The following is a 15,829-nucleotide window of genomic DNA, read 5'->3' as shown; positions in this document are numbered from 1 at the left end:
TACGTTTTTCGGCCGATAAGGCGGAGAAGGGAACCTGTTGGCTATTTGTGGTCCAGCGGCTGGGCTATAGTGTTAGCTCAGGGGCTCTATCCGTTTTTCTCAGAGGCGTACGTATGAAACTCCGGGTCGGCGCTTGCGCCTTGATGTTGGTTTTGGCCGGGTGCAGTGGAGAAAGCCCCGAATCGGGCATGGCAGGGATGCGCGGCGTGGCCGCTAGCAAGGCGACCGGCAGCCTGCCGACGTCGCTGCCGTTGGCCCGCGCGATTGGGGCGTCCATCGCGAATGCGCCCGATCGCGGCACGCTGCTTTCATTCCCAAACAAGGCGACGCCTGCGAAGCAGGAAGGCGCTTATACGTGGTTCCCGACCGCCATCAGCGAGGCACACGCCTTCAAGGCGGTCGCGACCGGTGAAATGACGGTGCCGTCGCCGGACGGTAGCCAGGTCAAGCTGCGCTATGAGCGCCATGCTGAAGAGATCGACGGCAACTGGACCTGGATCGGTCGTGTGGTCGGCGGCGACCCGATGCAGGAAGCCATCATCACCTTCGGCGAGAAGGCGGTGTTCGGTTCGATTCCCCAGGCCAACGGCAAGCCGGCACTGAGCCTGCAGACCCGCAACGGTACCGTGTTCGCCGTCCAGACCGATCCGTCCAAGGTGGTGTCCGCGACGAAGGGGCATGAGGACGTGATGATTCCCGAGGCCGCCACGTTGCGCTCGTCGATGGGTGCGGCGGTGAGCCAATCCGCGCAAGTCAGTCAGGGCGCGACGGCTGTTGCGCAGGCTGCACCGCCGACCGCTGCGAACACGATCGACGTAGCGATCGGCTACACCCCGGAGTTCGCCGCTGCGAACGGCGGCGCGTCGGGTGCCGCCACGCGCCTGGTCTTCCTGGTGCAGATCGGCAACCAGGCTTTCGCCAACAGCGACGTCAACGGTTATCTGCGCATCGTCCATGCGCTTCAGGTCAGCTATACTAATACCAACACTAACCAGACGGCGCTGCAGGAACTGACCGGCAGTACGGGCAACTCTCCCGTCACCGTTCCCGCCAGTCTTGCGCCGCTGCGTACCGCGCGTGACCAGTACGGTGCGGACATCGCGGTGCTGGTGCGCAAGTTCAACACGCCGGAGAATGAAGGTTGCGGCATCGCCTGGTTGAACGGCGCGAACCAGACGGCCATTACCTCGGCTGATGCTGCTTGGGGCTATGCCGTGATCAGCGACGGCTTCGACACGGGTTCCGATGGCAAGGAGTACTACTGCGCTGAGGAGACGCTGGTGCACGAGGCGGCGCACCTTATGGGCTCTGCGCATGACCGCGCGAACTCGACGACGACGGGCGGGGGACTGCAGTACGGCCGCTTCCCGTATTCGTTCGGCTACAAGACGGCCTCGGCAGCCGGCAACTTCTATACCGTAATGGCGTATGGCGATACGGGTCAGGTCGCTCACCGAATCTTCTCGACTCCGCTCAAGAGCACCTGTGGTGCCACAGGCAACTTGGCATGCGGTGTCGCCAACAGTGAGGACAACGCTAGGAGCCTTAATCAGACGATTCCGGTAGTAGCCGGCTTCCGGACGACAGTGGTCCCGTTTGTGGGTGCCGCGCAGCGCGATCTAGATGGCGACGGGCGATCGGATGTGTTCTGGCGCAGCTCTGCCAATGGGCAAAACGTCGTTTGGAGGGCGGGCAGTCGCGCGGATAGCTACTATTCGGAAACCGTTTCAGACCAGAACTGGCAGATCGCTGGTTCGGGAGACTTCGACGGAGACGGCAAGTGGGACATTTTTTGGAGGCATGCCACCAACGGTCAAAACATCATCTGGTCGGCGGGCTCTGGCAACTCCTCTCGGGTAGTGCAAGCGATTCCCGATGTCAACTGGAAGATCGTCGGGATCGGCGACTTCAACGGCGATGGCAGATCCGATCTTTTCTGGCGCCACTCCATTAGCGGGCAAAACATCACTTGGTGGTCTGCAGACCCGGCGACCACTGCAAATGGAACTGGAGTGGCTGTCATTTGGCGCGTCGTCGGCGTCGGCGATTTCAATAACGATGGTCGCGATGACCTGTTCTGGAGGAACTCCAACACGGGAGAGAATCTAATCTGGCCATCGGGGGCAATCGCGAATTCATGGGTTCAGGTAACCATTCCTGACCAAGGATGGCGCGTCGCGGCGACCGGGGATTACGACGCTAACGGCACCACTGATGTGTTCTGGGTTCATGCCACGTCGGGCCAAACGGCGGTGTGGCCTTCAGGTGCGTATGCGGGATCATTCGCGGAGGTGACCGTCCAAACCACTTGGCAGGTGGCGACGTCGGGCGACTACAACGGCGACGGAAAGGCGGATCTCTTCTGGCACAACCCAACGTCCGGCGCGACCATCGTCTGGTGGGCAGGTCGATCCGCGAACAGCATGTTGATGGAGCCGGTTGCCACAGTTTGGTCGCCCAAGCTGTAGGTGCAGGCATTCGTCTATGCGATTGCAGACGAGATTCCCGCACGTGTATCTGGAAGCGGAATACGTGCGGGTTTTCGTTTGGATTGATCGAGGATCCTGTCGGCTCAGGGCTTGATCTGTGCGGGATGGCTCGCACGGCAAGCGGCAGCGCGCGGCGGACGAGAGATCAGCCGCGACTGGCGTAGGAATAGGTGTTGTCGCCGGTCGATGGAGTGTCTCCAGCCGAGCCGCTCTCCGCCAAGAAGAATGTACTGAAGCCAGTGCTTATCACGCAATGCTGGATGATCCGCTCGAAGGCGTGCGCGAGCGTTCCGTCTACCTGTCCTTGTTCGGGCTCGAACTCACTTGGCTGGATGTGTGCGTCGAGTAGCGGACGAATGGCCGCGAGCCGAACCCAGAACATGCTTCCAGAGACAAACCTCCCGTCATGACAGTCTACGGGAGGAAGTCCGGTGCGCCGCGCTAGTGAGTGGACAGAGCGTTCGTTCGCGCCCCAGTAGTAATCCAAGCCAAGGATATGACCAGTTGGCGCGATAAGGCCTGCGTGGTGATTGTTTTCCATTGTCAGCACGGCTTCTCGCGCACGATCGCCGGATACCAGTTTCGTAAGCAGATCGCGTCGCCATGCATCTCCATCCCACCGATGGAGGGATTTTTTAGTGTGGAGTTTAAGAACAACTTCAACCCCGTTTGCCAGCAGATGCTCGGAGGCAATGAGGAAGGGCAGCATGTCACGTCCGCGGTTCTCAACGATGATTAGGTTGAAGGGAAAAGTCGACGATTCCAAGGATTCGCGGACTTCTGCGGCGCGATCGTACGTCGTGGTAACAGTAAGGTGCCAGTCCAAGCCACCACTTTTCAGTGTATCCAAGATTTCTGTCAGAACATCAACATGCCATGCGTGGACCACAGCGTGCGTGGAAGCATGCTTTATGGCATGTGTGCGATCCTCGTTGCAGGCAACAATAGTCAGCGCATCGCGCGTAGCTTGGAGATTCGCATAACCAAGCCTGGCATCAGGCTCCAGCATGGCCCCTTCAGCCCATTCGTTCCATGCATTGATGAAAACGAGGTGTTGGGCTAGCGCGTTTCCGTCACGGATGCTGTTTACCAGCCAATCGCGATATCCGCGTGGGGAAGCATGAAGCATTACTCGGCCGCGGCCGGGGCGCCGCGCTTCGTTGTCCCAACCTGGCGCCACCCCCGGGTAGCGGTTACCCCGTGACGGCACCACGACCTTGGGCAGCGTCCGCCAGTCCAGTAACTCGCCTTGGAACGCGGGATTCAAGAGCACCTGTCGCGTCGTGACGTCTGTAGCAGGGTGCTGGTTTGGCGGGAAGGCGATAGAGGCGTCTAGCCCGTACTGCGCTGGGGGTGGGGATTCAAAACTCTCGACATAGACAATCTGTAGGTCGCCTATGTCGTGTGAGTCACACCATTCGCGCCATCGTTTGGCAGTGGCACAAGCGTCCGGCAGCAAGCCAGGTCGATACACCACCAGCACCGGCTTCCCATCTACCCGCAAATACCGCGGATCCCGCATGTACTCCGCCACATACTCAATGAATGCGATGTCGTCTTCAGGCGAATGCTTCTGATCGATCAGGATCTCGTCACCACGCCCATCCCACGTGCGCGTCCATTTCTCGTTGGCCCAGCACAGGCAAAATTTCAGGTCGATGGTCTTGTCGTTGAGCCAGTTGCGCAGCGGGGTTTCGAGTAGGGTCTTGCCGCCGAACCAGTAGAAGTAGAAGCAGAAGGCGCTGATGCCGTACTCGCGGGCGAGGCGGGCCTGTTCGTGCATGACCTCGACGTTGCGCAGGTCGTAGAAACCCAGATCGCCGGGTAGTTTGGGCTGATAGTGGCCTTCGAACTGCGGCAGGGCGCGGGTGACGTTGCGCCACTCGGTGAAGCCCTTGCCCCACCATTCGTCGTTTTCGGGAATGGTGTGGAACTGCGGCAGATAGAAAGCCACGAGCGTAGCGGGAAGCGGATCCGGAAGTTCGCCCTTCTCGTATGGCACGTAGCCGATCGCGCGTTCATCGGAACGCACATAAGGCCTGCGTGGCAGTTCTCCCATTGGCGCCTGGCCCTTCGGCCCTTCCGGCACCCAGTGGCCTTTCGTGTCGAGGAATCGTTCGCGCAGCCTGTCGCGGGTGCCTTGCGGCATCGGTGTCAGGCGGAAGGCGGTCCGCAGGGCATAGAACAGCGCGGTGCGAACGCGACGGGACAGGGACGTTGCCACGGAATTCCTACAGTTTCTGGTAATTCGGCCCCGCCCCGCCTTCCGGCGTCACCCAGTCGATGATCTGGTAGGGGTCCTTGATATCGCAGGTCTTGCAGTGGACGCAGTTGGCGGCGTTGATCTGCAGGCGTTTGCCATCGCCGTCGTCGACGATCTCGTAGACACCGGCCGGGCAGAAGCGGGTGCAGGGGTTGTCGTATTCGGCGGCGCAGCGGCTGACGCAGACGGAGGTGTCGTGCACGCGCAGGTGCACGGGCTGATCTTCGTCATGTTCGGTGGCGGCGTAGTAGACGCCCTGTAGGCGGTCGCGCGGCGCCAGGGTGCGGTCCACGTAATCGCGCTTCGTTTCTTCGTACTCGCCGACCTTGTCGAGCGACGACCAGTCGGGCTTTACTTTCAGGGTCCACGGTGAGAGTCCGCCCACGGCGGTCTCCCAGGCGGCATTCGCCATGCCGAACCACAGGCCCTTCTTGAAGCCGGGTTTGATGTTGCGCACGGCCTTCAGCTCAGCCATCGCATCTGACGCACGCAGCTTGGCGTCGAAGCCTTCCGGCGCGAGCTGCGAGGCGACCAGGTGTTCTGCGGCCAGCATGCCGCTGCGGATCGCCTGGTGCGTGCCCTTGATCTTCGGCACATTGAGCAGGCCGGCAGTGTCGCCGATCAGCAGGGCGCCCGGCATCTCGACCTTCGGCAGCGACTGCCAGCCACCGGTGACGATGGCGCGCGCGCCGGCGGACAGGATGCTGCCGCCTTCGAGCAGCGGTTTGATCAGCGGGTGGTTCTTCCATTGCTGGAAGGCCTCCCACGGCTTGTACTCGGGGTCCTTGTAATCCAGTCCGCTGACGTAGCCCAGCGCGATCTGGTTGTTCTCCAGGTGATACAGGAAACTGCCGCCGTAGATGTCGTTGCTGGCCGGCCAGCCCAGCGTGTGCACGATCTTGCCCGGCGTGACGCGGCCTTCCGGCACCTGCCACAGTTCCTTGATGCCGATGGAATAGGCCTGCGGGTCGCTGTCCTTGTCCAGCGCGAAGCGCTTCACCAGCCGCTTGGTCAGGTGGCCGCGCGCGCCTTCGGCCAGTACGGTGACCTTGGCGCGGATGTCGATACCCTGCGTGTAGCCCGGCTTGTGGCTGCCGTCCTTCGCGATGCCCATGTCACCGATGCGCACCCCGATGACCTTGCCCTCGTCGTCATGCAGCGTCTCGGCGGCGGCGAAGCCCGGATAGATTTCCACGCCCAGCGCTTCGGCCTGCGGCGCCAGCCAGGCGCACATGGCGCCGAGCGAGACGATGAAGTTGCCGTGGTTGCGCATGCCGGGCGGCACGATCGGGAACTTGCGGCCGCCGTCCTTGCTGAAGTACCAGAACTCGTCATCCGCGGCCGGTACGCACACGGGCGGCGGATTGTCGCGCCAGCCCGGCAGCAGCGCGTCGAGCGGCTGCGGCTCGATCACCGCGCCGGACAGGATGTGGGCGCCGATGGTGCTGGCCTTCTCGATCACGCAGACCGAGATCTCGGGATTCAGCTGCTTCAGCCGGATGGCGAAGGCCAGGCCCGACGGCCCCGCGCCGACGGTGACGACGTCGTACTCCATCACATCGCGTTCGACATCGGACATCGGGCGTGGCTCCAGCATGGCGTTAGGCTCCCGGCATTTTCGGGGTTTGCGCCGGAAGGGGCAAATCCGCGAGCATCGCGGGCATGACCATACCCCTGCCGCTCCCTGCGGATGGACACGATGTGGCGCTGCCGGGCGCGCATCTCGTTTATCGGCCCGCGTGGCTGCCCAGCGTGGAGGCCGATGCGCTGTTCGATGCGCTGCGGCCGTCGCTGCCGTGGAGCGTGCACCGCATCCGGATCTTCGGGCGCCATGTCGATTCGCCCAGACTGAGTGCCTGGATCGGGGATGCGGAGGCGGTGTACCGGTATTCGGGTGCCGACTTCCTGCCGCATCCGTGGACGGCGGCGCTGACTGGCGTGCGCGCGCGGCTGCAGGACGAACTCGGCGTGCCCTTCAACAGCTTGCTGGCGAACCTGTACCGCGACGGGCGCGATGCGATGGGCTGGCATAGCGACGACGAGCCTGAACTCGGCTCGCAGCCGGTGATCGCCTCCGTCAGCCTGGGTGGCGTGCGCCGCTTCCTGCTCAAGCACCGGCAGGATCCGGCGCTGCGTTCAGCGTTCGACTTGCCGCACGGCAGTCTGCTGGTGATGGCGGGCGATACGCAGCGGCACTACCGCCATGCACTGCCGCGCACGGCCAAGCCGGTGGGGCCGCGCATCAACCTGACGTTCCGCTGGATCGATCCGGCGCGCCGTCGCTGAGTTGCAGCACCGATCAGCGATCAACGCTCGGCATTCGGGTCGCCGTTGCCGGAGACCAGCACCCAGCCGGCGATATCGGCGGTGGCGGCTTCCAGCGCCTCCTCGAAGGCCGTCGCCACCTGCGCGACGTCGACGCTGTTCGCGGGCTTCTGCTGCAGGAACGTGCGCGACGCGACGACGCGCTGGCCGCGGTTGTTGACCAGCTTGGCGTTCACTTCGACCACGGCGGATGGCAACGCACCGCCGGCGTAATCGGCCTCGAAGCGGCGCAGGTCCATGACCAGTTTGTACTCGCCGAGGATGCCGGCATCCGCGCTGGCCACGGCAGGAATGCGCCCCGAATCCTCCAGCGTGCGCTGCACCGCGTCCTGCAGCATGTCGGTTGCGGGCAGCGCCCACGACACGCCGCGGTAGACCTGCAGTTCGCCGGGCATCGGCCGCACGCTGATGCGGGGGCTGTCGATCACGCGCGCAGCCGTCGGCTTGGCGATGATCAGCGTCCAGTCCACCTGCGGCCAGCCGGCCTGCGGTGCGACCCTGACATCCGGCGCGTAGATGGTGACCGGGTCGCGCTGCTCGCTGCCCAGGATCGAGCAGCCGGCAAGCACCAGCAGGAAGGGGAGGGCGAAGGTGAGGCGCTGCGGCTTCATTTCGGGTCGAACTCCTTGGGTGCGTCGCGGCCGAGCAGGTAGCGCGCGGGATTGCCTTCGAGACGGTCGCTGACGCGGCGCAGGTCGCGCACCAGGCCGCGCAGTTCGGTGAGGGTGGGGCCCAGCTGGCCCAGGCCGTCGCTGGCGAAGCTGTTGATGGCGGCGCGGTTCTCGCCGAGGATAGCGTCCGCGTTGCCGGCGGCCGAGTCGAGCTTGCCCAGCGTGGTTTCCAGCTTGTCCAGGATGCCCGGCAGTTCCTGCACCAGGTTCTTGTCCAGCCGCTCGATGGCGCCGTTGGTGGTGGTGAGGGTCTTGTCCAGATTCTGCGCGGCGTCGCGCGCGCTGGTGATCAACGCTTCGATCCCGTCCTCGCGGCTGGCCAGCGCGTTGCTCATCGTCTCCAGGTTCTCCAGCGTGGCGGTGATGCTGGCGACGTTCTTGTCGCTCAGCGCCTGGTCCAGGCGTTCGACGATGCGGTTGGCGGTGTCGGTGATGTTCTGCAGCGCCGACGGCGCGGTCTGGATGACCGGTGCCTCGCGCGAATCCACGCTGGTCAGCGACGGCGCCTGCGGCGTACCGCCGCTCAACTGGATGATGGTCGGGCCGGTCAGGCTGGTGATCGCCAGCTTGGCGCGGGTGTCGGTCTTCACCGGCGTGTACGACTCCACGCGGATGCGGGCGATCACCTGGCGCGGATCGTTCGGGGCCAACGAGAGCTTGGTGATGGAGCCGACCGCGATGCCGTTGTACTGCACCGGGCTGCCGACGGTCAGGCCTGTCACCGCCTCGCGGAACACCACCTGGTATTCCTGCCAGGTGCGCTCGGAGGAGTATTTCGCCGCCCACAGGCCGAACAGCAATAGCGCGGCGGCGATGATGAGGGTGAAGGCTCCGATGAGCACGTAATTGGCGCGTGTTTCCATGGATCAGACCGCCGTTTGCGAAAAGAGGGGCCCGGAGGCCTGCTGTCCGTCACGCGCGGCGCGCGCACGGGGACCGTGGAAGTATTCCTGCACCCAGGGATGGTCGAAGCGCTCCACCTCCTGCAGCGGCGCCACCGTGATCACCCGCTGGTCGGCCAGCACCGCCACGCGGTCGCAGATCGCGTACAGCGTGTCCAGATCGTGGGTGATCAGGAAGACCGTCAGGCCCAGCGCTTCCTGCAGCGTCTTGATCAACCGGTCGAACGCGGCCGCGCCGATCGGGTCCAGGCCTGCGGTGGGTTCGTCGAGGAACAGCAGCGGCGGGTCCAGCGCCAGCGCACGCGCCAGGCCGGCGCGCTTGCGCATGCCGCCGGACAGTTGAGAGGGCAGCTTGTTGAGCGCATCGGCCGGCAGGCCGGCCAGCTTGACCTTCAGCAGCGCGAGTTCGTAGCGCCAGCTGTCCGGCAGTTCCGGATGATGCTCCTTCAGCGGCACCTGCACGTTCTCGCCGACCGTCAGCGACGAGAACAGCGCGCCATCCTGGAACAGCACGCCGGTATTGCGCTCGATATGCTGGCGTGCGGCAGGATCCTCCGAGCGGGCATCCTCGCCGAGCACGGTGATCTGCCCTTCGTCGGGCTGGCGCAGGCCCAGGATCGAGCGCATCAACACCGACTTGCCGGTACCGGAGCCGCCGACCACGCCGAGGATCTCGCCACGGCGCACGTCCAGGTCGAGGGCTTCGTGCACGGTCTGCTCGCCGAAGCGGTTGACCAGGCCGCGCACCTGGATGATGGGGGATTCGTCGGTCATGCGCCGTCACCAATCCATGTGCATGAACCACAACGCGGCCAGCGCGTCGATGATGATCACCAGCGAGATCGTCTGCACCACGCTGGAGGTGGTGCGCTCGCCGACCGACTGCGCCGTACCTTCCACGCGCAGGCCTTCCAGGCAGCCGATCAGGCCGATCACCAGCGCGAACACCGGCGCCTTCGACAGGCCCACCAGGAAATGCTTCACCTCGATGGTGTCGTGCATGCGCGCGATGTACATCTGCGGCGGAATGCCCAGGTCGAAGGCGCCGACGGTGACGCCGCCGGCCAGGCCGGCCATCATCGAGATGAAGGTCAGCAGCGGCAGCATCACCAGCAGCGCGATCAGGCGGGGGATCACCAGCAGGTCGATCGGGTCCAGACCGAGCGTGCGGATCGCGTCGATCTCCTCGCGGCTCTTCATTGCGCCGATCTGCGCGGTGAACGCCGAGGCGGTGCGGCCGGCGAGCACGATGGCGGTCATCAGCACCGCGAATTCGCGCAGGAAGGCGATGCTGACCAGTTCCACCACATAGATCTCCGCGCCGAAATCGCGCAGCACGGTGGAGCCGAGGAAGGCGATCACCGCGCCCACCATGTACGACAGCAGGATCACCAGCGGCACCGCATCCAGGCCCACCGCTTCCATGTGCGCCACCGTGGCGGTGGGGCGGAAGCGGCGCGGTTCCTTGGCCATGCGCACCAGCTTGACCAGGTTCTCGCCGGTGAAGCTGAGCAGGGCGATGATCTCCTGCTTGTTCTCGTGCACCCGGTAGCCGAGGCGGGACAACGCGGCGAGGAAGCCGTAGTCGCGCTTGCGCGGCGGGCGGTCGTCGGCCACGTCCTCGATGGTGCTGACCAGCGCCTGGTGGTCCTGGCGGAATTCGATGTCCGCCGGGTCCATGCCACGCCGCTTGGCGAAGCGCAGCAGCTGCAGCACGCCGGCCGAGTCGATGCGGTTGATCGCCGTGGCGTCGAGCCGGTTGACGGCATCGGGAAGCGACTTCAGCTGGTCCGCGACCGTCAATGCACTGGCCAGCGTCCAGTCGCCCGCCAGCTTCACGCGCTGGGGGTCACCGGGGTCGGCTTCGTACTGCGGGCGGGCAAGGGTGGGGGTCATGGCGTCGCTCGGCCGAGGAGCATACAGGCTATCCCACTGAACGTGAGGAGTACGCCGACGCCGGCGCGGCGCCCCAGCGGCTCGCGCAGCCAGAGCGCCGCCAGCACCACCAGGAACACCGACGCGCTTTCGTTGAGGATCGCGGCCACCGAGGCGCTGGTGTACTTGTAGCCACCCAGCCACATCACCATCGACAGGCCCTGGCCGATCAGCGCCGCCAGCACCAGCCGGTGCCAGGGCACGTTGCCGGCGACGAACCGCATGCGCCGGCGCATCGCCGGCAGGGTGGCCACCAGCAGCAGGCCGATGACCGCACCCACCAGCCGCAGCACGGTCACCCACAGCAGCGGCTGGGTTTCCAGTGTGCGCTTCACCATCACGATGGCCACGGCCATCAGTGCGATGGCGAGCAGGCCCAGCAGCACGCCGCGCGCGGTGTGCTCCGGATGCGTGCGCCATTCGCCGGGCGGGCGGCTGACCAGCAGCACGCCCATCGCCACCAGGCCGAAGCCCAGCCATTGCATGCCGCCGAGGCGCTCGTCGAGGAAGACGAATCCCAGCAGCAGCACCAGCGGGCTGTAGAGATTGCCGATGATGCCCATGCGCCCGGCGCCGAGCTCGTTGAGCGCGCGGAAATACAGCGTGTCCGCCAGGGCGATGCCGATGACGCCGCTGGCCAGCACGACCGCGATGTCGCGCGCCGGCAAGGCCGGCCATTCGCCGGCGTAGACCAGCCACGCGACCGGCGCGAGCACCGCCAGCACCAGCCCGTTCTTCAGCAGGTTGAGCGTCAGCGGAGGCAGGTGCGCGCCGAGCTGACGCGCCAGAATCACGCCGACCGCCCACGCGGCCGCGCTGCCCAGTGCCATGGCTTCGCCGATCCCCACCTTGCCCCCTGCCCGCGTCGTCCGCGCCCAGTGTAAGCGGCCCGGCATGAAGCCACCGTGCGGCGCCTTGGGCGATACTGTGCCGATGCCCGACGACATGCTGACCACCGCCACCTATGCCCAGCGCATCGCCTTCGTCTGCGAGATTGCCGGGCGCCTGCACAGTTACGGCACCACGGCGCAGCGACTGGAAGGCACGGTGGTGGGCCTGTCCCAGCGCCTCGGTCTGGACTGCGAACCGTGGTCGAACCCCACCGGCCTGATCCTGAGCTTCAGCGATCCGTCGCGCCCGCTCGGTGCCAGCGACAGCACGCGGGTGATCCGGCTGGCGCCGGGCGAAACCGACCTGCACAAGCTCAGCGAAGCCGACCGCATCGCCGATGCGGTGTCGTCCGGTGAAATGAGCATCGCCCAGGGCCATACCGCGCTGCGTGCGCTCGACCGCACGCCGAGCTGGCGCTGGCGGGCGATGCAGATCTTCGCCTCGGGCCTGGCCGCGGCCGCCGTCGCCGGTCTGTGGCGGCTGCCATGGCTGGACATCGCCACCGCCGGCCTGATCGGCGTGATCATCGGCGTGCTGGGCGAAGTGATCGCGCGGCGGCCGAAGATGAAGGAAGCCAGCGATGCGATTTCGGCGCTGGTGGCCGGCTTCGTGGCGATCCTGGTGGCCAACTTCATCGCGCCGTTGAACCTCAACACGGTGATCATCGCCTCGCTGATCGTGCTGTTGCCCGGCATGGCGCTGACCAATGCGGTGAACGAGCTGACCAGCCAGCACCTCGTGTCCGGCGTGGCGCGTTTCGCCGGCGCGATGGCGACCGTGCTCAAGCTGACCGTCGGCAGCATGATCGCGGTGACGCTGGCGCAGCTGATGGGCCTGTATCCGGACGTGCGTGCCTCGCGGCCGCAACCGGAATGGGTGGAGTGGGCCGCGATGGTGTTCGCCGCCTACGCCTTCGCCGTGCTGTTCAAGGCGCACCGGCGCGACTATTTCTGGGTGATGGCCGCGGCCATCGCCGGGTACAGCATCTCGCGCTATGCGGGGCAGACCTGGGGCAGTCCGGTCGGCATCTTCCTTTCGGCGCTGACGCTGACCGCGGCCGGCAATGCGTTCGCGCGCTGGGCCAACCGGCCGGGCGCGCTGATCCGCGTGCCGGGCATCCTGATGCTGGTGCCCGGCAGCACCAGCCTGCGCGGGCTGCTGACGCTGGTGCAGCAGCAGGACGTGGGCGTGGGCCAGTCCGCGCTGCTGGCGGTCACCAACGTGGTGATGGCGCTGGTGGCCGGCCTGCTGTTCGGCAACCTGCTGATTTCCTCGCGCAAGAATCTCTGAGGCATTACCGGCGCCGGAAACGGAAAACGGGAGGCCAGGCCTCCCGTTTTCTTTCGATTCTCTGCGGTCGCGATTACTTCTTCTTGATCAGGAAGTCTTCGGCCTTCTTGCCCTTGGCGATCAATGCCGCCATCCAGCGCGGGTGCTTGCCGCGGCCGGTCCAGGTTTCCTTCGGATTGGCCGGATTGCGGTATTTCGGCGCGACCTTGCCGAGTTTCTTGCCCGCGCGGGGGCCGGGCTTGGCTGCGACCTTCGCGGGACGCGCGCCGGCCGTGCCGAACAGTTCCTCCAGCGTGTAGCCCTCGGCCTTGGCGAACTTGGTGATCTTGCCGCGGACCGTGGCAATGGGCGTGCGCTTGGACAGCTTGGTCTGCTGTTCCTTGGCTTTGGCAATCAGGGCGCCAAGTTCCTTGGCGGACAGGTTACGCAGGTCGATCGACATCAACTATCTCCAGTCAGGAAGGGACACCCCATCCTTGGCGGTGACCCGATGATAATGGACGAGTTAATCGCGGCACAAACCGCACCCTGCGCGAACGCGTGGATGCGTCCGCGCATCGATGCCCGGCTTCAGCCGCGCAGGCGCGCCAGCAGTTCGTCGCGGCCGATGTTCTCGGCGTCGGCGGCGCGGCGGGCGCGATACTCGAACGTGCCGGCGGCCAGTCCGCGCTCGGACACCACCACGCGGTGCGGGATGCCGATCAGTTCGATGTCGGCGAACATCGCGCCGGGACGCAGTCCGCGATCGTCCAGCACCGCTTCGATGCCCGCGGCCTGCAGTTCCTGCAGCAACTGCTCGGCAGCGTCGTTCACCGCCGCATCGCTCTTCGGATTGATCACGCACACCGCCACCGCCCAAGGCGCCATCGGCACCGGCCAGATGATGCCGTTGGTGTCGTGGTTCTGTTCGATGGCAGCCGCCACGATGCGCGACACGCCGATGCCGTAGCAGCCCATCGCCGGGGTGGCGGCCTTGCCGGTTTCGTCCAGCACGGTGAACTTCATCGCCTCGCTGTACTTGCGGCCGAGCTGGAATACGTGGCCCACCTCGATGCCGCGCACGATGCGGATCTCGCCGCCGTCGGCCGCCTTGTCGCCGGGCACGACGTTGCGGATGTCGGCGACGGTCTCGGGTTCGGGAAGGTCGCGACCCCAGTTGACGCCGGCCAGGTGGAAGCCGGCCTCGTTGGCGCCCACCACGAAGTCGGCCATCGCCGCCACGTCGCGGTCGGCGACCACGCGGATCGCCTGCTTCGCACCGACCGGGCCCAAGAAGCCCGGCTCGCTGCCGAGGTGGGCGAGGATCTCGGCCTCCGTCGCCAGCCGGTAATCGGTCATGCCGGCGACCTTGCCCAGCTTGATCTCGTTGACGGCGTGGTCGCCGCGCACCAGCGCCAGCACGAAGCCGGCGTCGGTCATCACCGCGACCGACTTCACCGTCCGCTGCAGCGGGATACCGAGCAGCGCGGCCACGTCCTCGCAGGTCTTCTGCGTGGGCGTGGCGACCTTGTTCATCGTTTCCGAGGCGGCGGCGCGCGGGCCCGGTGCCGCCGCCTGCGCGGCTTCGACATTCGCCGCGTAGTCGGAACCGGTGGAGAACGCGATGGCGTCCTCGCCCGAGTCGGCCAGCACGTGGAATTCCTGCGAGGCATCGCCGCCGATGGCGCCGCTGTCGGCCTGCACCGCGCGGAAATCCAGACCCAGACGGGTGAAGATGCGCGTATAGGCCGCATGCATGTTGCGGTACTCGCGCACCAGGTCCTCGTCGGTGATGTGGAAGGAGTAGGCGTCCTTCATCACGAACTCGCGCGCACGCATCACGCCGAAGCGCGGGCGGATCTCGTCGCGGAACTTGGTCTGGATCTGGTAGAAGTTGACCGGCAGCTGCTTGTAGCTGGACAGCTCCTGGCGCGCGAAATCGGTGACGGCCTCCTCGGCGGTGGGGCTGTAGCAGAACTGCTGTTCCTTGCGGTCGCTGATCTTCAGCAGCTGGCCGCCGAATTTCTCCCAGCGTCCCGTCTCTTCCCACAGTTCGCGCGGCTGGATGGTCGGCATGATCATCTCGATCGCGCCGGCGTGGTCCATTTCCTCGCGCACCACGGTTTCCACCTTGCGCAGCACGCGCAGGCCCAGCGGCGACCAGGTGTACAGGCCGGCGGCCAGCTTGCGGATCATGCCGGCGCGCAGCATCAGCTGGTGGCTGACCAGTTCGGCGTCGGCGGGCGTTTCCTTGGTGGTGCGGAGGTGGAACTGCGACAGGCGCATCGGCAGGGAGATCCGGGAAGGGCGAATCGCCTATTTTGCCAGCCTTGGCCGCGGGCGGGGCGGCGGCGGGTCAATCCGCGTCGGTCGCCGCGTCGCCGCTCACGCGGATGCCGGCCGGCGTGTCGCGATCGATGCGTTCGTAGCGGCGGTCCTTCGGCGGCTGCTCGGTGATCTGCAGCACGCCGGCATCGTCGCGCCATCGGTACAGCGAGGGCCGCGCATCGTCGGCCTGGGCGGCCGCGGCCTGTTCCGCACGGGCCTGCTTGCGTGAGGTGGTCTCAGGCGATTCGCGCGCCAGCCACCAGGCGACGCCGACGCCCAGCGCAATGCCCGCGACGATCGCCGCCCACGCGCGCATCCGATGGGATCAGGTGCCCGCGGGGGGGCAATAGGCCTTCACAGCGGCTTCGGCCAGATTGCGCTGGTTCTCGCGGCCGCTGTCGTCCAGGACCGTATCGGGCTTGCCGTCGCCATCCGTGTCCTGCTGGACCGGGCCCTTGCTGGACGCGAGGATCTGGAGGTTGGCGCGGGCACCGGCGCATTGCGCATTCTCGACTGGCTTGCCGGCCGGCTGGGCCGGATCGGCCGCAGCCGCGCCGTACTGGTTGATGCGCCGGTTCTGCGTGGTCTGGTTGGGCGGCGGGCTGTCGGAGTAGTGCGTCACCCCGTTCTTGTCCTTCCACTGGTAGACCTGCTGGGCCTGCACGGTGGCGGCGGTCGCCAGACAGAACGCCAGCACGGCGAGGCAGGACAGGAGGCGCATGGGAAGCTCCGGATCGCGGGAGGCCTGATTGCAGC

13 protein-coding genes and 1 pseudogene are annotated in these 15,829 nt (G+C 65.9%); 3 read left to right on the top strand and 11 right to left on the bottom strand.

Features of this window, described 5'->3' with window-relative positions; translation table 11 throughout:
- Positions 1 to 188: 188 nt before the first annotated feature.
- The gene (locus ASD77_RS02465) at positions 189 to 2,468 is read left to right on the top strand and encodes an FG-GAP-like repeat-containing protein (protein WP_055936835.1); all 2,280 of its coding nucleotides are present in this window, start codon (positions 189 to 191) and stop codon (positions 2,466 to 2,468) included.
- Between the two features lie 166 nt (positions 2,469 to 2,634).
- Here the strand turns inward: ASD77_RS02465 and ASD77_RS02460 are convergent, their stop codons facing one another.
- Positions 2,635 to 4,713: a glycoside hydrolase family 99-like domain-containing protein gene (locus tag ASD77_RS02460; RefSeq protein ID WP_235578453.1), complete on the bottom strand. Its 2,079-nt coding sequence runs from the start codon at positions 4,711 to 4,713 to the stop codon at positions 2,635 to 2,637.
- A gap of 7 nt (positions 4,714 to 4,720) precedes the next feature.
- Complete coding sequence (locus ASD77_RS02455; protein WP_055936829.1) at positions 4,721 to 6,349, bottom strand: electron transfer flavoprotein-ubiquinone oxidoreductase; 1,629 nt, start codon at positions 6,347 to 6,349, stop codon at positions 4,721 to 4,723.
- A gap of 65 nt (positions 6,350 to 6,414) precedes the next feature.
- Between ASD77_RS02455 and ASD77_RS02450 the strand changes: the two genes are divergently transcribed.
- A complete protein-coding gene (locus tag ASD77_RS02450) occupies positions 6,415 to 7,038 on the top strand; it encodes an alpha-ketoglutarate-dependent dioxygenase AlkB (RefSeq protein WP_055936826.1) in 624 nt (207 codons plus the stop codon).
- Between the two features lie 20 nt (positions 7,039 to 7,058).
- Here the strand turns inward: ASD77_RS02450 and ASD77_RS02445 are convergent, their stop codons facing one another.
- From ASD77_RS02445 to ASD77_RS18425, 5 genes are read right to left on the bottom strand one after another with little or no spacing between them, the layout of a single operon-like run.
- Complete coding sequence (locus tag ASD77_RS02445) at positions 7,059 to 7,688, bottom strand: ABC-type transport auxiliary lipoprotein family protein (protein ID WP_055936823.1); 630 nt, start codon at positions 7,686 to 7,688, stop codon at positions 7,059 to 7,061.
- Positions 7,685 to 8,611 (bottom strand): MlaD family protein, encoded by a 927-nt coding sequence (locus tag ASD77_RS02440; RefSeq protein ID WP_055936820.1) that lies wholly within the window; start codon positions 8,609 to 8,611, stop codon positions 7,685 to 7,687. The genes ASD77_RS02445 and ASD77_RS02440 overlap by 4 nt, the downstream gene beginning before the upstream one ends.
- Positions 8,612 to 8,614: 3 nt before the next feature.
- A complete protein-coding gene (locus ASD77_RS02435) occupies positions 8,615 to 9,424 on the bottom strand; it encodes an ABC transporter ATP-binding protein (protein WP_055936818.1) in 810 nt (269 codons plus the stop codon).
- 6 nt (positions 9,425 to 9,430) lie between these two features.
- On the bottom strand, positions 9,431 to 10,546 hold the full coding sequence (locus ASD77_RS02430) for an MlaE family lipid ABC transporter permease subunit (protein ID WP_055936816.1): 1,116 nt from the start codon (positions 10,544 to 10,546) through the stop codon (positions 9,431 to 9,433).
- Positions 10,543 to 11,415 (bottom strand): DMT family transporter, encoded by an 873-nt coding sequence (locus ASD77_RS18425; RefSeq protein WP_162247575.1) that lies wholly within the window; start codon positions 11,413 to 11,415, stop codon positions 10,543 to 10,545. Before ASD77_RS18425 ends, ASD77_RS02430 begins: the two co-directional genes overlap by 4 nt.
- Positions 11,416 to 11,518: 103 nt before the next feature.
- Between ASD77_RS18425 and ASD77_RS02420 the strand changes: the two genes are divergently transcribed.
- Positions 11,519 to 12,766 (top strand): threonine/serine exporter family protein, encoded by a 1,248-nt coding sequence (locus ASD77_RS02420; protein WP_055936810.1) that lies wholly within the window; start codon positions 11,519 to 11,521, stop codon positions 12,764 to 12,766.
- Positions 12,767 to 12,845: 79 nt separating this feature from the next.
- Here the strand turns inward: ASD77_RS02420 and ASD77_RS02415 are convergent.
- The 4 genes and pseudogenes from ASD77_RS02415 to ASD77_RS02400 all read right to left on the bottom strand — a co-directional run.
- Positions 12,846 to 13,208: pseudogene (locus ASD77_RS02415) on the bottom strand (H-NS histone family protein); the annotation flags it as partial.
- Between the two features lie 128 nt (positions 13,209 to 13,336).
- The gene (locus ASD77_RS02410; RefSeq protein ID WP_055936804.1) at positions 13,337 to 15,031 is read right to left on the bottom strand and encodes a proline--tRNA ligase; all 1,695 of its coding nucleotides are present in this window, start codon (positions 15,029 to 15,031) and stop codon (positions 13,337 to 13,339) included.
- Positions 15,032 to 15,101: 70 nt separating this feature from the next.
- A complete protein-coding gene (locus ASD77_RS02405) occupies positions 15,102 to 15,389 on the bottom strand; it encodes a DUF4124 domain-containing protein (RefSeq protein WP_055936801.1) in 288 nt (95 codons plus the stop codon).
- A gap of 9 nt (positions 15,390 to 15,398) precedes the next feature.
- The gene (locus ASD77_RS02400) at positions 15,399 to 15,794 is read right to left on the bottom strand and encodes a DUF4124 domain-containing protein (protein ID WP_055936798.1); all 396 of its coding nucleotides are present in this window, start codon (positions 15,792 to 15,794) and stop codon (positions 15,399 to 15,401) included.
- Between the last annotated feature and the right edge of the window lie 35 nt (positions 15,795 to 15,829).

The sequence above is a fragment of the Pseudoxanthomonas sp. Root65 genome (assembly GCF_001427635.1).
GTDB lineage: Bacteria > Pseudomonadota > Gammaproteobacteria > Xanthomonadales > Xanthomonadaceae > Pseudoxanthomonas_A.
This window is presented reverse-complemented; position numbering and strand designations above follow the sequence as displayed.

Bases quoted from the DNA above. Each gene is read 5' to 3' on its own strand.
- ASD77_RS02445 (WP_055936823.1), bottom strand. From the start codon at position 7,688: ATGAAGCCGCAGCGCCTCACCTTCGCCCTCCCCTTCCTGCTGGTGCTT.
- ASD77_RS02440 (WP_055936820.1), bottom strand. From the start codon at position 8,611: ATGGAAACACGCGCCAATTACGTGCTCATCGGAGCCTTCACCCTCATC.
- ASD77_RS02405 (WP_055936801.1), bottom strand. From the start codon at position 15,389: ATGCGCGCGTGGGCGGCGATCGTCGCGGGCATTGCGCTGGGCGTCGGC.
- ASD77_RS02400 (WP_055936798.1), bottom strand. From the start codon at position 15,794: ATGCGCCTCCTGTCCTGCCTCGCCGTGCTGGCGTTCTGTCTGGCGACC.
- ASD77_RS02465 (WP_055936835.1), top strand. From the start codon at position 189: ATGGCAGGGATGCGCGGCGTGGCCGCTAGCAAGGCGACCGGCAGCCTG.
- ASD77_RS02435 (WP_055936818.1), bottom strand. From the start codon at position 9,424: ATGACCGACGAATCCCCCATCATCCAGGTGCGCGGCCTGGTCAACCGC.
- ASD77_RS02410 (WP_055936804.1), bottom strand. From the start codon at position 15,031: ATGCGCCTGTCGCAGTTCCACCTCCGCACCACCAAGGAAACGCCCGCC.
- ASD77_RS18425 (WP_162247575.1), bottom strand. From the start codon at position 11,415: ATGGCACTGGGCAGCGCGGCCGCGTGGGCGGTCGGCGTGATTCTGGCG.
- ASD77_RS02450 (WP_055936826.1), top strand. From the start codon at position 6,415: ATGACCATACCCCTGCCGCTCCCTGCGGATGGACACGATGTGGCGCTG.
- ASD77_RS02420 (WP_055936810.1), top strand. From the start codon at position 11,519: ATGCCCGACGACATGCTGACCACCGCCACCTATGCCCAGCGCATCGCC.
- ASD77_RS02430 (WP_055936816.1), bottom strand. From the start codon at position 10,546: ATGACCCCCACCCTTGCCCGCCCGCAGTACGAAGCCGACCCCGGTGAC.
- ASD77_RS02455 (WP_055936829.1), bottom strand. From the start codon at position 6,349: ATGCTGGAGCCACGCCCGATGTCCGATGTCGAACGCGATGTGATGGAG.